The following is a 17,359-nucleotide window of genomic DNA, read 5'->3' on the forward strand; positions in this document are numbered from 1 at the left end:
TCTTATACGGTCCTAAATCGTGAACCCTTTACCCGAATCTGCAGGTCGAACAGTTCCTTGAGTACGTTGATTTCTGATTCGGGCTGTGCGTTCGGATTCAGGTAGTAGTGGGTGAGCGCATCCATGTTTGCCAGCCGAGAGTTTAAGACGTGAACGAACTTGAATGCCGTCTCAGTGTCGAATAAACGAAGTAGTTCGCTGAGAATATCAAATCCAACGGTTAGTCGCGAGTTGCTTGTTTGTTGTTCGTCCAAGACACGAACGAGCGTCTCACCAAGTTCGGTCATGCTTACTCCCTTATCCAAGATAGCGATGTCAAGTGGAGCCGCCTCCAGATCAATATCCGTAACATCGGCAAACGGCTGTGCTTTAGTCGTGAGGATCGTCGTCCAGGCTGGCCAGGATTGAAGTGCGTTGTCAAGAAATCGAACGCGCTCTGCTGGGTTATTAGTGACAAAAACTGCGACGTCTGCCGGCGATGTGAAATGCACGCGGGCGTTGTCGGCGCCTGCAGTTTCTAGTGGTGAGAGAATCAGGATATTACCGACCCGATCAATCCGGTCGGCCACATGAACACCAGAGTCGATGAGTGCGGAGACGTGTTTGAACAGGTGATTTTTGAATTTGGCAAGCCCCTCGTCGGCGTCGTAGCTCTGACTGGTCTGGTTGCAGTACGGGCAGTCCCACCTGAGGCTGAACTCGTCCGATTCAACGGTGTGTTTGTAATGGGAGAGTAAGTGGGATTTTACTGCATCTACGAGTTCTGACTGCTTCGACGACCAGACTGTGAACTTACACTCCCGACACTGCCACTGATGGACCATTCGGGTAGGGTATAATTCACTTCGAGTCAGAAATAAACTTATCTATACGTTCTCTGCTGTGATCTAGCTAAACGTAATGAGGGCGATACAGTCGATTAACTCGCCGACTGCTACTCAGCGCAAAGCGGTGGGCAAATATGGTGGTGTGGAAATCTATAGCTTATCGAATAGACTGCTCTATTGATCGCTCAGCTAGTATGCGACGGTATGGACGCTGTGCAGACATCAAAGCTATTTCATCTGAAACCCATCTGAATATCAATACTGATAATCTAGCCAAGCTGTTTTTGCAAATATCATCAAACAGTTACATATGTCGAGCAGTGTTCAAGATGGAATCCAGGTCCTCCATGTCGACGATGAGCCGGGTTTCCCAGACCTAACTGACGAGTTTCTTGAACGTGAAGAGGAGGAATTCAGTGTCGTAATAGCTACCGATGCGAGTGAAGCCTTGGATATAATACACGACAATAAGCCAGACTGTGTGGTTTCAGACTTTGATATGCCCGGAATGAACGGGCTTGAATTTTTGCAGATAACTCGGATAGAGTACCCAGAGCTGCCATTTATTTTCTTTACTTCACGTGACAGCCGGGCGATCGTCGCCAGTGGTGTCGCAGTTGACATTACGGAGAGCGTGTCATAGAAAGCGCCACATGCAAAGCAGCAGGGTGCGGAAAGTGTGTCCAACACAACCGCGACCCTGCAGGACGTAGGTTCGGTTAACGACTTCTTGAATGCGGCGGCTACCGAGACAGTACCGCTGTTCGAGCATCTTGAGTTCGAGTTTCTGCTGGAGTACGACGTGTTCGCCCCCTCGGGGCGGGGGCGAACACGAGTCCATGAGCCACCAGACCTCTTTCGCGGCTTTCTACACTGCTACTACAAGGATGTATACGGCACACGTCCAGTCACACGAGAACTCCAGCACAGCCTCGTCTGGTACTACTGCGGACTCGACAAACCACCATCCAGAGACACAGTTGACCGGTTTCTTACCGATCTCGAACACGTCATCGATGATGTCTTCAAGAGACTCGTCGAGCAAGCCGCCTGCCGGGGCCTGCTCGACTCGACGTACTCCATCGACTCAACCCACATCGAAGCGGTCCAGTACAACGACGCCGCCTCGTGGAACTACGACCCAACAGCTGAGGAACACTACTACGGCTTCGGCTGTACGATCGTCTCGACCGGTCCAAAGATTCCGATAGCAGCGGAGTTCACACAGAGCAAACAAGCGGATCAAGAGACGGCGATGCGCGTCACGTGTGACGCGCTCGCCGTCGATACACCCATCTGGATGCTTGGAGACAGCGCATACGATATCCTCAATTGGCACGACCACCTGCTGGCCGCAGGGGTCGTGCCAATTGCCCCGTACAACCCGCGAAATACCGACGATCCGCTCGATATCGAGTATAGGGTCGAAGATCGTATCACCGAACACAGTGAGGAAGTTCTGCTCAAACAGTCCATCTTGGACGAGACGTACAACCACCGGATAGGAGTCGAACGAACTAACGATGCCGTCAAGGACTGCGGCCTCGGGCACGTCCGCGCCCGAGGCCGCGTCCACGCTCGAACAGAAGTGTTCGTTGCGCTCTGCCTACGACTCGTCGTTGCAATCACCAACTACGAGCGAGGAAACGAGCCGGGCTGTGAGATGCTATGAGATGGATTCTATGACACGCTCATTACGGAGTATGTGGAAAAGGAGGCGTCTCCTGAACAGTACGAACTTTTAGCCGACCGAATTTGCAATGTCATCCAAACACACAGTGAGTAACTGAAATAGTATAGCACTTCTGGGTGTGATAAAACCCTCTACACGCCTCAGCTGTTTTGGAAAACCGGTGTCTGAGAACGAGAGGGGGTATCACCGCTATTCAAACTCTCCATTGTGCCCCTGCACGCGCAGGTGTCAATTGAGATTCAGGGTGAGAAGAGGTAGACATCCCTGTCTTCTCGCCCTGTCGCTGGTGCCCACTCACACCACTCCCCCGAAACACTCTAGGAACAGTAGCTAGTCACCTTGACATATAGGTCAATGACGAACTCTGACCTACAGCCCACGATGCACGAACGCCAAGCCGACCTCGTCGCCGCACTCGACCTGGATGAGTTCTCGCCAGACGCCTACACGTCGGCACCGTATCTCGAAGCGGCCATTGAAGCTGGCTTCACCGTCGTCGACCTCGCCACCGCACACGATGTCTCGAAGCGCTCAATCTACCGAGTGCTGGACCGCCACAATATCGACTACGAAACGCCGCTGAAGAACGGCCCCGCCCGCCGGCTCTGGAATGCCCATCCGGACACGGTGCCCGGTGATGACTGATGGGCGTGACCGACACAACTGAGACTGCCAACGCTCGTGTCGATCCGGCGCTTGTCGACACGATCCAGGCCATCGAGGAGGGTGACCTTCTTGTCGTCAGCGGCGACTCCCGAACCTGGGATGTCACTGATGTCGTCGACCGCTCCATCGAAGACCCGAGTGACGCTCGCGAGTCCAAGCGCGTGTGCCGACTGTCTTGTGGGGAGTCGGTGTTCGGGTTGGAACTCGTCACGTATCCGGACCGCTACACGGCGTCGCTGCATGTGCTTGCGACCGAGGACTGGACCGAGGAGGGCCAGGTGTTCGAGGTCCACGATGTCACCATCTTTTTGCAGGACATCCCGTGGGTAGTCGTGACCGGTGGCGCAGACAAGTACCACTTCCCGGACCCACAGGCAGCCGCGTTCGGTGAAGCGCAACCGGCTTGTGGCGGTAGCAATCAGAGCGCGACATATCGTATCGTCCGCTCGAATACTGTTCGGCCTACATACGCTGGCTGCAAAGATTGTCTGCGCCGCGAGGAACCCGTCCCACTCGACCATGTCACCTGTCCGTCCTGTTCACGGTCGGTCTGTCACGGAATTCTCCGAGGCAGTGCTGTGGGTGCCGTCGACGGGCTGTCGATCACGTGCCCACACTGTGACTTCGAGAGTGTGGTGGAAGCCACTCTCGAACGCTGACCCTGGGGCGTGGTTGCTGCTGTGGCGTTCCGTCGGATAAACCATATCTGGATATATGAAATCTCTCGAGTGCCTACAGCAATCCCTATAGGATATCATACAGCGAATGCTACAGCAAATCCTATAGGAAAAGCTATAGGCCTTTTGTCGCTTGCTTTCGCACCGCTTCGCGGACGGCTTCGAACTGCTCTGGGGCTGCCTCCTGGAAGCCCACCCGCAGCGCCAGCCGAAGAACGGAGCTTCGATCCGCTTCAGTCTCCTCGATATCGAGTTGTTCCTGGAGGCCGTTGCCGACTGCATCCAGATGATCGGGGTTGGCCTCGAGCGCACGAATGAACGCGGCGAGCTGGCCATCCCACACACTGACAGTTTTCTGCTGGTCGCCGGCGTCGATCGCCTCGAGTTCGTCGACGATATCGTCGACGAGGTCCTGTCGGTCCATCTCTTTCGCTGCGGAGTCCAGCCGGTCACCCTGTGAGGTCTGTGCTTTGAGATCCTCAAGATCGGGATCGTCACTCATTGGTCTCACTCTCCAGTTGTTCGACGAGGGCGCTTGCGGCTTCGAGATAGGCTTCACGGGCTCGGTCTGCCGTGGTCGAGGGTTCAGCTATCGCGAAGGCAGTCTCACCGCTCTCGGCCGCATTGCGGATGTCCTGTGAGTACGGGACGTATGCGGGCGCAATCGCATCGGGATATGCCGATTGGAACGATTCGAGATACTCCTCGGCCAGATTGGTCCGCGTATCGACCTTGTTCGGAAGTACCAGCGAGAGGTCAATATCGACTTCAAAATTCTCCGCGATTTTTTCGAGATCCTCGCGAAGAGCGTTTGCCTGCTCGGCTTCAAACGGCCCCATTTCGACCGGCGTGATGACGTGCCGTGCCGCCCAGAGACCGTTGTAAGAGACGTTGTTGGTCATACCCGGCAGGTCGATGAGGACGACATCGTACGAGAGCGGATCGACGTACTCGTCGAGGAACTGTTCGAGCCGACTGTACCGCTCGCGAGCGTCGTCGATATTCCCGAGTTCGGCATCCAGCGTATCCAGCCCCGGGTGGGCGGGGATGAGGTCCGGTCCCTCATCGGTTGCGATAACCAAATCAGCGACGGCGTCGTCACCGAGCTTCCCAGCAATGGTATCCCATGCATCGTCGAAGACTGTGCTGATGTTCGGCCATGCCTCATCAGCGTCGATCTGGTCTCGGTACTGTCCCCAGACCCCGAAGTGCTTCGCGAGGTCGCCTTGCTTCCCGGCGAGATCGATGAGGAGAACTTCATGCCCCTGCTCGCTGAGTGCGACGCCGAGGTGGGCCGTTGTGGTTGTCTTGCCGGTGCCGCCCTTATCGAGGAACGCGGCGGCGCGTAGTGTCTCTGTCATGTGACTATAGTAGTTCCTATAGGATACTCTGTAGGCTTAAAACTGCGTCAGACAAGAGCCAAAACTTGAATATAGAGATTCCTATAGGCGATTACAATTCGTTGCCACAGCCCGGACAGGTTGGGTTCTCACCGCCACCCGATGGTACCACACTGAGCTGGCAGGTGTCACACCACACACGCCGTTCGTGGGTGCCGTCTGGAGTGTCGTGGGTCATGCTTTGGAGTACGCTCGCCGGACGCAAGAAGTCCCGGCGTGGTTAACCAACACTTGCTGCCAATCGACGGCTCTTGTTGGTTAATAATTCGTGGGTAGCCCGTTCGCGATTCTTGTTGATCAGTCCCTGCACCACCACGACACCGTCGAGACGGTCGACAGCGCCGTCGCGAGGACAAGGTGGAAACCGATCAGGTCCTCAGCGCTGGGCTCGTACAATTTTGCACGGTCGATGACGGCAAACAGGACCTGCGCGATGACGACCGACAGCGATAGCTCTCGGCAGTGTGAATCGACAGAGTATATGCCACTACCGTACTGACCCTACTCCGCTAACCAGATGTCCAACAGATAGAGCGGCACCCAAGCCATCACTGCCGTTGATCCAAGGATAGTCAATAATCCAGCTGCGAAGAACCATGAAATGAACGATGCCCCCAACGGCTGCACGTCTAAAAACAACGGAACCAGACTCACAGCGGCACATAGAACACCAGCTGCCCAGAGTGAGAAGGCGATAAGTATCGTTCCAAAAGAGAAATCTAGCGAATTAAGCCACTGAAAAGCAGCTCGTCTGACCCGCTGAAGCCGCCGGTTTGGCCGTCGCCTCCCCTCTCCTTCCCACTGATAGAACGAGCGTTGCTCCGATGTAATACGGTCGTGGCCTGTTGACAGAGCCGAGAGTGAATTTGCGACGGTGTCTTCCGTGCCGGCTGGACAGTCGCTTCGGATCGCCTCGAAAACCGAGTCCGGGTCGTGCTCTTGCTCTGGATTCTCGTACAAAAATTTGACAATTTCTCGTTTAGTCCCCTGATTCGCCCCATCGTGCTCGTCTAAAAGTTCTTCTTTCGTTTTCATCGAAAATCACCCAACAGGAGCGGGTCATGACTATTATCACGGCCGTTAAGAAGAGCTGTGATTATCATCACGATATCTATGCAATATGAACCATTCGTCTTTAGCTAAGACTCACACCTCGGTTGTGTAGCGGTAGCGAGCGTCTCTTGTAAGATCGGTCGTTGTTGGTGGATCTTCTGAGCATCCTCGATCAGCCGCTCCAGCAACGGCGGTGGCGAGTAGCCGAGGTACTCACCGAGTTCGTGGAGGATGAGCTGGGCGTGCGACCGGAAGGTCGCCGCCCAGCGTTCCGGCGGAAACACGATCTCATCGTCGGCCTGCTCGGTGACCAGATCCAACAACTCTCGGCTCACCAGCAGTGACAGCAACGCAGCGTATAGTAGAATTTTCACGACATCAGGGTTGTTCGTGTCGAATTCGTCCAGTTCGTACTGCGTTTTCAACTCACGGAACAACGTTTCTACCTCCCATCGACACCGATACAGCGTCGCTAGATCCGCCGGGAGAAACTCCTCTCTCGGCAGATTCGTGATGTACAGGTGGTAGTCGTCGGCGTCCTCGTTGCGGACGCCGACGACGCGAAACCGCTTCGTGTCCAGCGACCGAGTTCCCTCGTACTGGCCGCGCTTGAATTCTGCTTCCACCTCTACGTCGATGTACTTCCGCGAGAGATCATTGACCACGTCGTGGATCTGCTTGCCCTCCAAGGGAATGGCGCGGCCGCGCCATTCCCGTAATTCCGCCGTTATCACCGGATTTGCGTTCTGCTTCAGCCGACTCACAAAGTAGCCGTCGTTCTCGTCGATCAACGCAAAGCGGCGGTATTTGAAGTACGCCCGATCAAACAGAACCAGTCGTCCTTGCAGCCACGATCCCGTCTTGAACAGCGCGCTGTCGTGCGTTTTCTCATCAGTCACATCGATCCGTTCAATCGTCTGGTCGGTGGCGTTGTGGAGCAGGTGGAGCTTCGCTCCAGCCTGCTCCTCGTGGCGGGCTTGAAACTCATCAGAGAGGAACTCGTGCAACCGCAACACGGTTCCATCAGCGATCATCACGTCCCTGAATCGGTCGATATCAGCGTCAACAGCATCAGGGACAGCGACCTCGTCGAGCGCGGCCTCGACGAGGTCGCGGAGATACTCTGCAAGAGTAGGCGTCAACCGGTGATAGAAACCGCCAGAAGAGATCGGTTCGTCAGCTGTAGCGTTGTAGCAGCGTCTAAACCCAGCGAGTGTTCGGCTCTCGCCTGCGGCGAAGCCGAACACGAGCGCCCACACGAGGACAGGAATCTGAAGCTTGCCCTCTCGCTCGACCACGCCGAGTTCCTCGGCGTGCTCTTCGAGGAACTCGGAGGGAAACAGTGTAGTGAGCCGACGCATGATTCTCGACGAGGAGGTGTCAGTGTGCACAGCGGACTCCTCCTCATTCCTCTCGAAAAGTAGCCTCGATAAGCCGCTGCTGTCACGTGGTTCGTCTCTTAGCTAAAGACAGATGTGCAACGAACTTCATCGCTCCACAGGTCGGGGATAATCTCGGTGTTGGGATCGAGATTGGGAGCGTCCTCGAAGATCTTCTGTCAACAGCGGAAATGCAAGGGCCGGCGACTGACGCGACTCCACCAACGCGCACGCGACGAGTCATGGTTGCGACCGAACCATCGGTTCGTAGTGCGATGCTTGGCGCCGTCCACGCGCGCTGGGACGCTAGTGTCCGGACGTTCACCGATGCCGCGGACTGCTGTCGGCTTTCCGCACAGTTCTGTACCCACATTCAGAACGAGGAACTCTATGGCTCGCTTGATCGTCTGGACTGATCGGACTCGTGGTCAGCCCGGGAAGGCCCCTTCGCCAGATCTGCTACGAGAGTCACCCGACTCTCTAAATTAGATGATCACGCGGTATTCCTAGGTGTCGGTGATGCGAAACCGCTTGTGCGAGAGTGGTGTGATGAGAGTAGCGTCCGAGGGGAGTTCGTCGGCCTCGTCGAGAAGCGTGCGCCAACTCACGCTGAATGGCATATCTGGATGCATGACGCGGGAGCACAAAACTCCGCGACTAACGCTCTCCCCCCGATACACGTTCCAGACGAGTATATTCCGTGAGCTACCGTCCACTGCTGTGGTCGTCGCCTTCGAGCGCGTCCCGAAGCCCGTCCGGAAGTAGGGGGAACAGCTTCTCCGCGTGAAAGGCAACGTTCTCGTAGGCCTGCTCGACGTATTTTCGCTTCGAGTCCACACACTCCTCGGCGAGCGCTTCCAGTTCGTCCATCATCGATCGGAGTTCGTCCTCGGCTTCGAGCATCTCGGCGGTCAGCGCTAGTTCCTTGATCGCCTTGGCGGCTGCGCGTCGTACACGGCCGTCGTCGTCGCGGAGTGCGTCCACGTAGAGGTCCCGCAGTCGTTCGCGGTGGGTCGCAATCTCGTCGAGCGTCCACTCACCCGGTAACGGCCCGTCGGTGAGGTCCGAACCGACCGTTCGATAGGCTAGGCGCGGATACAGACCAGCCGCAAAGCGGATCACGGACTGTCGCTGGTATCCACCGTCGGCATCGTAGAGGTCGCGACACATCTCGAAACACTCGTCGAACAGGGCGGCTCGTTCCTCGAGTTCGGTATTCTCGATTTCGTCGATCGCCCGATTCACGCGCTCGGTATCGCCAGAGGAGAGTGCGTCGGCGAACGCCTCACGAGTGTGATCCATACGCGTTCTTGATCGGATGGCGGCGTAATTCCTCGGATTGGGCTTCGAGAGAATCTCTATTCCTCACCCCGCGGGTCGTCGACATAGTCTTCACGCCACCAGACAGTCCGGCCTGCAGGCGACCTGACCGCTGTCGCCGTGAACACTTCGACGGAGAACGTCTCCGTTACGACCGTATCCGATCCGTGAAGATGGGTAGCGAGATAGCGCAGTGGTTCGGAGAGCGCTTTGTCATTCCACGTATACTTCTCCCGGAGCACGAGCAGGGCGTATGTCCGATCATCGTCTAGCGACCAGATCGTGGCTGTGGCGAGTCTGACGCTGACGTAATCGTCGGCGACCACGTCCGGATGTGTGATGTCAATATGCCAAAGTGTCGCTTCCTCGGACTGAAAGAGGAGAAGCGGATCGAGGTGCTCGGACTGGAGATGTTCGGTCGTCAGTTCTATATCTGTTGTGTCGGGACGAGAGAGATAATTTCTTCCCGGCCTAGAGAATTCTGAAGGGGAGCTCTCGTGAACGAACAGCCATAGCCGACTATATCGTGGACCTGAAAAACCCGGTCATATGCGAGATACTACTCGCTGAGGCGGATTTCAAAGGAGATCGTCAGATTGCGTTCGGCTCGAAAGCGGACGCAGAGGAGTGGGTGGCTGAACAGAACCGAGAACACACGAGCAGGGGGCAACTCCGCTCCACACCGCGCATCCGGCCGACACGTCGGATATCGACGCTACGTCGTCTTCCGGCCGGTGAAAGGCGTCTGGGTTCCATATTCGTAGGCCTACAACCCCCCAACCCCCTACAGTATCACTACGGACTTAGGCCATAGATACGTTATAAGGATGGCGGATTTCGACCCCACACTCACGGAGGCAGCAGTTCGGGATCTGGCACGTTCCCAGTCATACGACCGAGGGGAAAACTACTACGACGAGGGTGCCGTCGTCGAGCTCGTCCGGCGCGGTGAGACGATCCGAGCGGCGGTTGAAGGCAGCCAGTACGAGCCCTACCAGGTGCGAATTGAACTCGACGAAACCGGGGTCGTCGACACGGCGTGTTCCTGCCCGTACAATCACGGTGGAATCTGCAAGCACCGTGTCGCCGTCCTCCTGACATACGTCCGCGATTCCGACGAAATCGACGAGCGGCCGCCAGTCTCCGAACTGGTCGCCGACGCGGACCCCGAGGGTCTCCGTGACGTTCTCGTCGACCTCGTCGAGAGTCGCCCGGAGTTGGCAGAGCAGGTTGAGTCCCGGCTCGAACCACTAGACTCGGGAGATGAGGGCGACGACGCTCGCGACCGTAGGCCCGACATCAATCGGGAGTCGATCCGCCAGCAGGTGCAGTACATTCTCCGTCCCACCGAAGATCGGAGCGCCCACGCGTACGACCCGTATGAGGCGGTCGAAACTGACGTCGAGAAGTTGGGGAACCTCCTCGACCAGGTACGGACAGCCGTCGAGGCCGGCGACGGCGAGACGGCACTGGATATCCTCGAACCGCTGGCCGACGAACTCATGGACGAGGAGTGGCTCGCTCTCTCGTACGACGATTCCAACGCAATCTTCGAGTTTTTCGACGAGGTCGACCGAGTACTGGCCGAGGCATTGCTCACGGCTGACCTCTCGGAAGCCGAGCGTGCCGACTGGGAGGATCGCCTTTGGGCGTGGGAACAGGAGATGGGAAGCTATACCCATCAGCCACCGTACAGCGTCGCCCTCGAAGCGGCACAGCGGGACTGGGACTTCGAACCAGTCCAGCGGGCGATGCAGGGCGACATCGGCTACGCGGACCTCTGGGAGGGCGATCCGCCGTGGTATGCTGAGGACTTCGTCAGGGCCCGACTCAACGTTCTCAAACGCCAGGACCGCATCGAGGAGTACCTGAACCTGGCGGAGACTGCGGACCTGATCGACGACTACGTCACCATGCTCGTCAAGGCGGACCGGATCGACGAGGCAATCGAGTACGGCCGACGCAACCTGTACTCCCCGAAAGAAGCACTCACGCTGGCCAAAGCCCTTCGGGAACACGACCAGTCGGAGGCCGCTCTGGAGATAGCCCAGCACGGATTAACCCTCGACGACAGCAGCGGGCAAGCGGAGTTGGCCGAATGGCTCCGTGATAGAGCTAGCAGCATGGGCGAATTCGAGATTGCGCTGGAGGCAGCTATCGCCGCATTCGCCGTCTCGCCGACGCAGATCGTCCTCGTCATCGGAGTGGTGAACTCCATCCGCCGTGTCGCCCAACACCTCCACACACCGTACGAGACGGTGAGACAGGCCCTCAATCGGCTAGAAGACGCAGGCTACGTTTCCTATGAGACGGGCTCGCTGTAGTCGAAGAACGCGTACGCGACGCAGCCCGCGAGCTCGTCGCTGCCAGCGCCAGCGTCAGCACCCTCTATCGAGGAGGTACGTCGCCCCACAGTTCGGTGACTGGCCGTTCGCGTTTGCGCGGATCAACGCCGTCTACGTGTGGACCCAGTCGACACCTCCCGATGAACTCGTCGATTGTCTTCAGCAGCACGACGGCCCGCGAACGGTCGCCATCCTCGAGGAGGTCGACCTGTCTAAAGATCCCAGCGTCATCTACGATCTTCAGAGTATCGGTGACGCAAAGTGCTAAACAGTCGCCCCTATCGATTTGTTGTGTGAGCGACCACCACAATCTGTAGACCCACCTCTATCGACTTGTTCCTGTCACCGATGGAACTGAGTCATCGATAACACCCTCACCCCTATCGACTTGTTCGATGAATACCCTACTGATTGAGCTGTGCATTCACGACGGTGCGGAGTTCGTCATTGTGGACGTCGTCTAGCCGCGAATCTTCTCGGAGCGTCTCGATGATGGTCTCCGGGTTCTCACCAAACGTGAACTCGAGGTAGCTACCCGAGTGTGGTCCCTGACTCTTCCGCTCTGTCTCGACCAACGAATACGTCGTGAGTTCTTTCATCTTATTCACGTACGTCTCCTGGTGGTACTGATCAGAATCTAGGGTTCCTGTCAAGTACTGATACACCCGGTATCCAATCGGGCTCTTTGCTGCACCAGTTCCGGCCTCACGGGCCACAGCTGCAGTCGCGAACAGACAGAGCTTCTTCTGCGTACTAATCCCACGTGTCACCTCCAACACGCGGTTCTTCTCAACCTTATCCTGGGCTTGTCGAACATGTTCCTCCCGGACTTTGTCTGCACCTGTTTTTTCTGCAATCGACCCCGCTGTTCGCATCAGGTCGATCGCCTTCCGTGCATCCCCATTGGTTTGGGCAGCGAATGCAGCGGCAAGCGGGATGACATCACCGCTGAGTGTATCCTCGTGGAAGGCGTCCTCCCGAGCCCGGAGAATTTCCCGGAGCTGGTTGGCGTCGTAGTCACTAAAGTGAACGTCCTCGGGGGTAAAGGAACTGAGAGCGCGACTTCCCACACTCTCCATCATCTTCGTGTCGTTAGTGATGGCAGTGACAGAGACTTGGGCAGTAATCTCGTCGGTGCTTCCAGCACGAGAGAGCTGGTAGAGAAGGCGGGAGAAGGCTGGCTCGTCTTCATCTCGACGACCGACGAGCATATCGAGTTCATCAAGAATGAATACAACTGTATCGTAGTGGTCGTTGATCAGACGGTAGAGTTCGCGCCATTTTTTCTTGTTTGGAACTCCATGCTCCGGGACATCGACAGTTGTTCCGATGTCGTTCGCTACCTTTCGCGAAAGTTCGTAGACAGCTGCGCCGAGGGTTCCCACGTTCTGGCAGTTCATCTGGATGACGCCGAACCGGATATCGCGGCTTTCACAGAGTTCGACGATGTTCTGACAGACAGCGTTGATGATAAGAGATTTCCCGGTTCCAGAAGGACCATAGAGGTGAAGGTTCGGCGGTCGTTCGTTACTTATTGCGACGCGGAGGTGCTGAGTAATATCGGTGAGCTGCGTGTCACGACCGACGATACGTTCCTCGCCGACGATCTCGTTCGGCTCAAGGAGCGACCGGTTCTTGATGAGACTCGCGGCTTCTTCCTGCTCAAGAATGATATCTTTGATAGAACCCGTGGACTCGGAGGTTTCCTCGGGACCAGGATCCGTGGGCATACCGGGACTCACTCTACGAGGATATTAAAAGATTCCCCTGTCGATTTCTTTTCTACCGGTATGATAGGCAAATCCACGGTATTAGAGGTTTACACTGTTTCCCTCCGTAACCTCCGACGATTTGTTAGGGGTTATCGTCTCGACCAATTCAAAAGAATACCCACACACCCTCTCACCCCTATCGATTTGTTCCACCCTCCAAGGAAGGGGGGGTGACAGAATTCCCGATTGGACTGACGTCTCATCTACGTCACGATTAGGGTGGAATTGAGAGTCTCTTCCACCTTTTCTTTTTCTTCTTTCTAGTTTTAGCTACTAGCTAGCTAGAAGAACACACGTCTATCGATTTGTTCTAATCACTCTTTGTCGCTCTATTCTCTTCCTGATAGAGTATTAAATAAGGAATCGAGAAACCAAGGGACGAAGACCAGGATCGGGGTTCTTGTACACTGTGGTGAGTGATGTCTTGTTGTCCTTTTTGTTTCTTCGGCTAACTGCTCTGAACCCACTCCTATCGATTTGTTCAATCCCCTTTCTGCAAACCGATTATAACAAGAATCGGGCTTATAAAGATGGATTTAGCTGAGGGATATTATTCTGACGAACCATATCCACCTCGGCTCCCCCGTGATTGACTCCCCTCACCACCCTTTCTCGTTAGAACAAATCGATAGGGGTGGGTGTGTGGTCCTATAGTAACAATTGGAACGATTTACACACCGATCGCAGTGCCGTCCTGCGATTGGGTGTGTAATGACTTGCAATGGCTACTATAGCGACACGGTCGCGGTGAATCCACCCGGCTACGTGTAGGAGTGGTCCTATGCTCAATCTTGATCAGAGCTGTCCCGTTTCAAGTTGATAAAGTTCCTGCCTGAATTGCGCCGAAGGCAAAAATCAGTACTTCACGAAGCCGGTTAGTTGAGAGGTCTGCTTGCTGAAGGTGTGCCTAATACCTGGCGACGCCCGCCAGCGCGGACTTCCATCCTTATCTTCGAGTCCCTTCTCGCCAGCAACGACATAGACTTCGTCAGCCTCACAGACACCAGAAAGGTCAAACTCAGGATCCTCGGCAAGCGCGTCTTGTAGGTACGGTCGAGTTCTTGAAAGATCTCGTTCGTCGTATGTTCTTCCATCCCTCGAATGATGTGGAACATCTCTGGAATGGTGAGCTGATGTTCGGCAAACACCGTCCCTGTGAGATCATGGCTCTGGTGAATCACTGGACGGCGTCGGCTTCGACCGTCAGAACTAGGAAGATGAAGCGGGAAACCGCCGATGATTCATGTCTAAGATCTCCCGCTTCACAAGCAACGTCGTTCAGTTAGCTAAAAATGCTGTTGGTGAGCGAAGCGAAGTCGCCGCCCCCGAAGGGGTGGCGGCTTCGCCGAGTATGCGGTAGTGTCGCTGCACTGTCTGCGGGTTTACCTGGAAAAATCCTACCGAGAAGCACTTGATTTGCTGAGCGAGATGCCACAAATACTCGGGGAGATCGGCCTCAACGCGGCCGATCTCCCCGACCACTCCATGCTAGTCAAGTGGTTTGACAGAATCAAGACAGCCATCCGGTCACACCGCTATCGACGCGACGTTTTTTGACCGGGAAAACGCTAGCAAACACTACTGCCGTCGGACGAATTACCGGGTTCAGACGCTCAAAGCGACAGCTCTCGTCGACACAGAAAGCCAAGCGATTCTGGACGTTCACTGTACAACTGAGAAACGCCACGACACACAGCTCGGCTGGCAGGTCGCCCGCCGAACGCGGGCGACCTCGCCAGCCTCGCTGCCGACAAAGGCTACGATTGGATGGAGTTACGTGAAAAACTCCGCGAAAAGGGGGTAAGACCGCTAATCAAACATCGTGAGTTCCGGCCCATCGATCACGCGCATAACGCGCGGATCGATGGGCCTCGATACCGCCAACGAGCGATGTGTGAGACCGTCTTCTCCACGGTTAAGCGCACGCTCGGCGACGCCGTGCGTGCGCGAACTTGGTACGGTGAATTTCGTGAACTCGTTTTGATGTGTGTCGTTCACAATATCAAGCAGCTCTGAAACAGTGAAATCAAGCTCCGTCTGGCGATTCACCACGGCCATCTGTTTAAAACGCTCACGGAAGGGCTCCTTGTATGGCGTCTGGCTCTGCATTTCCAATAATGCAATCGAGAGAACTGGCTAATTTTTTGATTTGACAAGAAGTTCATCAAGCAGAAACTTGAGGCGGTTTTCGGGATTAGTTGTCCTGATATTGTGAACTGAGTCGGCAAGTTCCTCCAGAAGGTAATCAAGGAACGCTGTGAGGAGTTTATTTTTTGTATCGCAGTGGTAATGTACTGCAGTCGTAGTCTTTCCATATTCGTCTGCAATCTGTTGTATCGTAAGATCTGCATACCCATACTCGCATAGTACCTGATAGGTTGCCTTCATTATCGCCCTTTCAGGTTCTGGAAAACTCTGGCTTGCTAAATCGTCCATTAGGTACTGATTTCAAGTTCATCTGTATAATAAATGTGACTTCTTTGACGAGTTGAATAGCAACTAGCTCATAAACAGTTATTGCGTGGTATGTAGTTTCACCAAGATTATATCTGGCAGGCAGTGGGCATAATACATGAGTCTATCGCGGTTCTACTCGACTAAATGGGTAAGCATCGCTATTTGCGCTTGCTTACTTCTCAGCATGGCGACGCCGGTAGCAGCGGATTCGGTAGTCATTGGCGAGCCGGGAATCAGTGCTTCGACACCGGAACCAGTCGTCAGCGCTGAATCAGCCCAATCATTGCAAGTTGTCCTTGTCAATGATGGTGAACTCAGAAAGGGCAACGAAGCAGCGTTTGAAGAGGAAGTACAGCGTGCAAAAAATGTTCAGGTTGAAATACAGGATGATAAGCTCGACGCACCAATTGAAGTAAAATCAGGTAAACAGACAATTGGGACCATTGCTGACGGCCAGCGGGTGCCGCTTGATTTCAGGATTGAGGTCGGCAACGCCAAACCAGGTATATATGAGGTCCCAGTCGTAATCGAATATTCGCACACGCGAGCGGTAAGTTTCGGACCACTTGACGACACGGAACGGCAAACGCGCTCAGGAGAGGTTGTCCAAGACATAACTCTTGAAGTTGAAAATGAACCCCGATTTAATGTCACAAGGGTAGGTAAAGACAGTATCATCGCAGGTGACAACGGTATGGTTCGCTATACCGTTGAGAATACCGGGACACGCGCCGCAACGAACGCTGAGGTCACTTTCACTACGACCACTGAAGGAACGTTCTTCGGAAAGGCAGCAAGCCCTTCACAGAATACCGCTCGTTCGATTGGCTCACTGGCACCTGGGGAAGACACAACGGTGAGTGTTCGAATGGGTGCCAATGAAAATGTAGACTTAGGCACATATCCAGTCACAGCAACAATTGAGTTCGAAAACGGAAACGGCATAACAGAGACAGCTGATACTGCGCGAGCGAATTTTACTGTCCAAGCAGACCGATCATTTGAAATCAGTGAGGTTCAGGCAACCGATTTCAGAGTAGATGAACCTGAAGCAACACTCCAAGCTACCATTACGAACGAGGGGCCAGCACCTGCACAGAATATGGTCGTTCGCATCGGCCAACAGGAGCAGCTTCCACTCACAGTAACTAGCGGTGAAGCGGCAGTCGGTGATCTGGCTGTTGGTGAATCCGCTGAGGTGTCGTTCACAGTTAATATCCCCGAGGAAGCAGAGCCGGGCTCAATTTCTGTTCCATTAGATCTTGAATATGAAAACGATGCTGGCGATGTTCTTCGACCGTTGGCACCACTTCGGCAGCGTGTCGTCATCGGTGAGGAGCGTGACCGATTCCAAGTTATCAGAACAAATACGACAGTAACGCCGGGTGGCAGCGGCGAGATGACAACTACGATCAGGTACACCGGAAATGAAACAGTAACGAACGCGAATATCAAATTATTCACTAATGACCCGCTATCGTCTTCAGACGATGGTGCTTATCTCGGCACTGTTGAGCCCGGTGAGACTGTAACTGCAACGTTTCGAGTGAGTGCTTCCGATACTGCCCTAACAAAAGAGTATAGTTCATCAGTTGAGATTCGGTACGATGAGTCCGACGGAGATACACGCTTTACTGGCTCACTTACCATTGGCGTCCCAGTTCGTGCAGCCGATTCCGGTGGGTTCCCACTAATTCCGGCGGTTGCGGTTGGGATGGCTGCACTTGTCGGTGGCGCTATCGTTGTATACCGACGGCAAAATTAATCTCA

At 55.0% G+C, this 17,359-nt stretch carries 15 protein-coding genes and 4 pseudogenes; 9 read left to right on the forward strand and 10 right to left on the reverse strand.

Features of this window, described 5'->3' with window-relative positions:
• Positions 1-2: 2 nt before the first annotated feature.
• A complete protein-coding gene (locus BDK61_RS20875; protein WP_121304537.1) occupies positions 3-824 on the reverse strand; it encodes a DUF7504 family protein in 822 nt (273 codons plus the stop codon).
• 313 nt (positions 825-1,137) lie between these two features.
• Here BDK61_RS20875 and BDK61_RS20880 point away from each other — a divergent pair, with 313 nt between their 5' ends.
• From BDK61_RS20880 to BDK61_RS20895, 4 genes are all read left to right on the forward strand, one after another.
• A complete protein-coding gene (locus BDK61_RS20880; RefSeq protein WP_121304539.1) occupies positions 1,138-1,470 on the forward strand; it encodes a response regulator in 333 nt (110 codons plus the stop codon).
• A gap of 36 nt (positions 1,471-1,506) precedes the next feature.
• Positions 1,507-2,499 carry a transposase gene (locus BDK61_RS20885; RefSeq protein ID WP_121304541.1) on the forward strand — a complete coding sequence of 331 codons (993 nt, stop codon included), beginning with the start codon at positions 1,507-1,509 and terminating at the stop codon, positions 2,497-2,499.
• Between the two features lie 402 nt (positions 2,500-2,901).
• Complete coding sequence (locus tag BDK61_RS20890) at positions 2,902-3,165, forward strand: hypothetical protein (RefSeq protein WP_244209954.1); 264 nt, start codon at positions 2,902-2,904, stop codon at positions 3,163-3,165.
• On the forward strand, positions 3,165-3,845 hold the full coding sequence (locus BDK61_RS20895) for a hypothetical protein (protein ID WP_121304545.1): 681 nt from the start codon (positions 3,165-3,167) through the stop codon (positions 3,843-3,845). Before BDK61_RS20890 ends, BDK61_RS20895 begins: the two co-directional genes overlap by 1 nt.
• A 133-nt stretch (positions 3,846-3,978) precedes the next feature.
• On the opposite strand, the gene BDK61_RS20900 is transcribed toward BDK61_RS20895, so the two are convergent.
• The 4 genes from BDK61_RS20900 to BDK61_RS20920 all read right to left on the reverse strand — a co-directional run bounded on the left by BDK61_RS20900 (position 3,979) and on the right by BDK61_RS20920 (position 7,677).
• Positions 3,979-4,365: a hypothetical protein gene (locus BDK61_RS20900; RefSeq protein ID WP_121304547.1), complete on the reverse strand. Its 387-nt coding sequence runs from the start codon at positions 4,363-4,365 to the stop codon at positions 3,979-3,981.
• Positions 4,358-5,224 (reverse strand): ParA family protein, encoded by an 867-nt coding sequence (locus BDK61_RS20905; RefSeq protein WP_121304549.1) that lies wholly within the window; start codon positions 5,222-5,224, stop codon positions 4,358-4,360. The genes BDK61_RS20900 and BDK61_RS20905 overlap by 8 nt, the downstream gene beginning before the upstream one ends.
• Positions 5,225-5,764: 540 nt before the next feature.
• On the reverse strand, positions 5,765-6,298 hold the full coding sequence (locus BDK61_RS20915) for a hypothetical protein (protein ID WP_121304553.1): 534 nt from the start codon (positions 6,296-6,298) through the stop codon (positions 5,765-5,767).
• A gap of 104 nt (positions 6,299-6,402) precedes the next feature.
• On the reverse strand, positions 6,403-7,677 hold the full coding sequence (locus BDK61_RS20920) for an IS4-like element ISHma1 family transposase (protein WP_011222252.1): 1,275 nt from the start codon (positions 7,675-7,677) through the stop codon (positions 6,403-6,405).
• A 116-nt stretch (positions 7,678-7,793) separates the two neighbouring features.
• On the opposite strand from BDK61_RS20920, the pseudogene BDK61_RS24405 reads away from it, so the two are divergent.
• A pseudogene (locus BDK61_RS24405) lies at positions 7,794-8,111 on the forward strand (DUF7509 family protein); the annotation flags it as partial.
• A gap of 289 nt (positions 8,112-8,400) precedes the next feature.
• Here BDK61_RS24405 and BDK61_RS20930 read toward each other — a convergent pair.
• Together BDK61_RS20930 and BDK61_RS20935 are read right to left on the reverse strand one after the other, a co-directional pair.
• The gene (locus BDK61_RS20930) at positions 8,401-8,997 is read right to left on the reverse strand and encodes a hypothetical protein (RefSeq protein ID WP_121304555.1); all 597 of its coding nucleotides are present in this window, start codon (positions 8,995-8,997) and stop codon (positions 8,401-8,403) included.
• A 56-nt stretch (positions 8,998-9,053) separates the two neighbouring features.
• A complete protein-coding gene (locus BDK61_RS20935) occupies positions 9,054-9,341 on the reverse strand; it encodes a hypothetical protein (RefSeq protein WP_208644707.1) in 288 nt (95 codons plus the stop codon).
• Between the two features lie 501 nt (positions 9,342-9,842).
• On the opposite strand from BDK61_RS20935, the gene BDK61_RS20945 reads away from it, so the two are divergent.
• Positions 9,843-11,339 carry an SWIM zinc finger family protein gene (locus BDK61_RS20945; RefSeq protein ID WP_244209958.1) on the forward strand — a complete coding sequence of 499 codons (1,497 nt, stop codon included), beginning with the start codon at positions 9,843-9,845 and terminating at the stop codon, positions 11,337-11,339.
• A gap of 145 nt (positions 11,340-11,484) precedes the next feature.
• A pseudogene (locus tag BDK61_RS23995) lies at positions 11,485-11,610 on the forward strand (AAA family ATPase); the annotation flags it as partial.
• Between the two features lie 154 nt (positions 11,611-11,764).
• Here BDK61_RS23995 and BDK61_RS20955 read toward each other — a convergent pair.
• Complete coding sequence (locus BDK61_RS20955; RefSeq protein ID WP_121304558.1) at positions 11,765-13,090, reverse strand: orc1/cdc6 family replication initiation protein; 1,326 nt, start codon at positions 13,088-13,090, stop codon at positions 11,765-11,767.
• Positions 13,091-14,056: 966 nt separating this feature from the next.
• A pseudogene (locus BDK61_RS20960) lies at positions 14,057-14,298 on the reverse strand (IS1595-like element ISHti5 family transposase); the annotation flags it as partial.
• Positions 14,299-14,375: 77 nt separating this feature from the next.
• Here BDK61_RS20960 and BDK61_RS20965 point away from each other — a divergent pair.
• A pseudogene (locus BDK61_RS20965) lies at positions 14,376-15,148 on the forward strand (IS5 family transposase).
• Between the two features lie 120 nt (positions 15,149-15,268).
• Here BDK61_RS20965 and BDK61_RS20970 read toward each other — a convergent pair.
• A complete protein-coding gene (locus BDK61_RS20970) occupies positions 15,269-15,568 on the reverse strand; it encodes a TetR/AcrR family transcriptional regulator (RefSeq protein WP_244209960.1) in 300 nt (99 codons plus the stop codon).
• Positions 15,569-15,704: 136 nt separating this feature from the next.
• Here BDK61_RS20970 and BDK61_RS20975 point away from each other — a divergent pair, with 136 nt between their 5' ends.
• Positions 15,705-17,354 carry a COG1361 S-layer family protein gene (locus tag BDK61_RS20975; protein ID WP_208644708.1) on the forward strand — a complete coding sequence of 550 codons (1,650 nt, stop codon included), beginning with the start codon at positions 15,705-15,707 and terminating at the stop codon, positions 17,352-17,354.
• Positions 17,355-17,359 lie beyond the last annotated feature (5 nt).

Source organism: Haloarcula quadrata (assembly GCF_003634715.1).
Taxonomy (GTDB): Archaea; Halobacteriota; Halobacteria; order Halobacteriales; family Haloarculaceae; genus Haloarcula; species Haloarcula marismortui.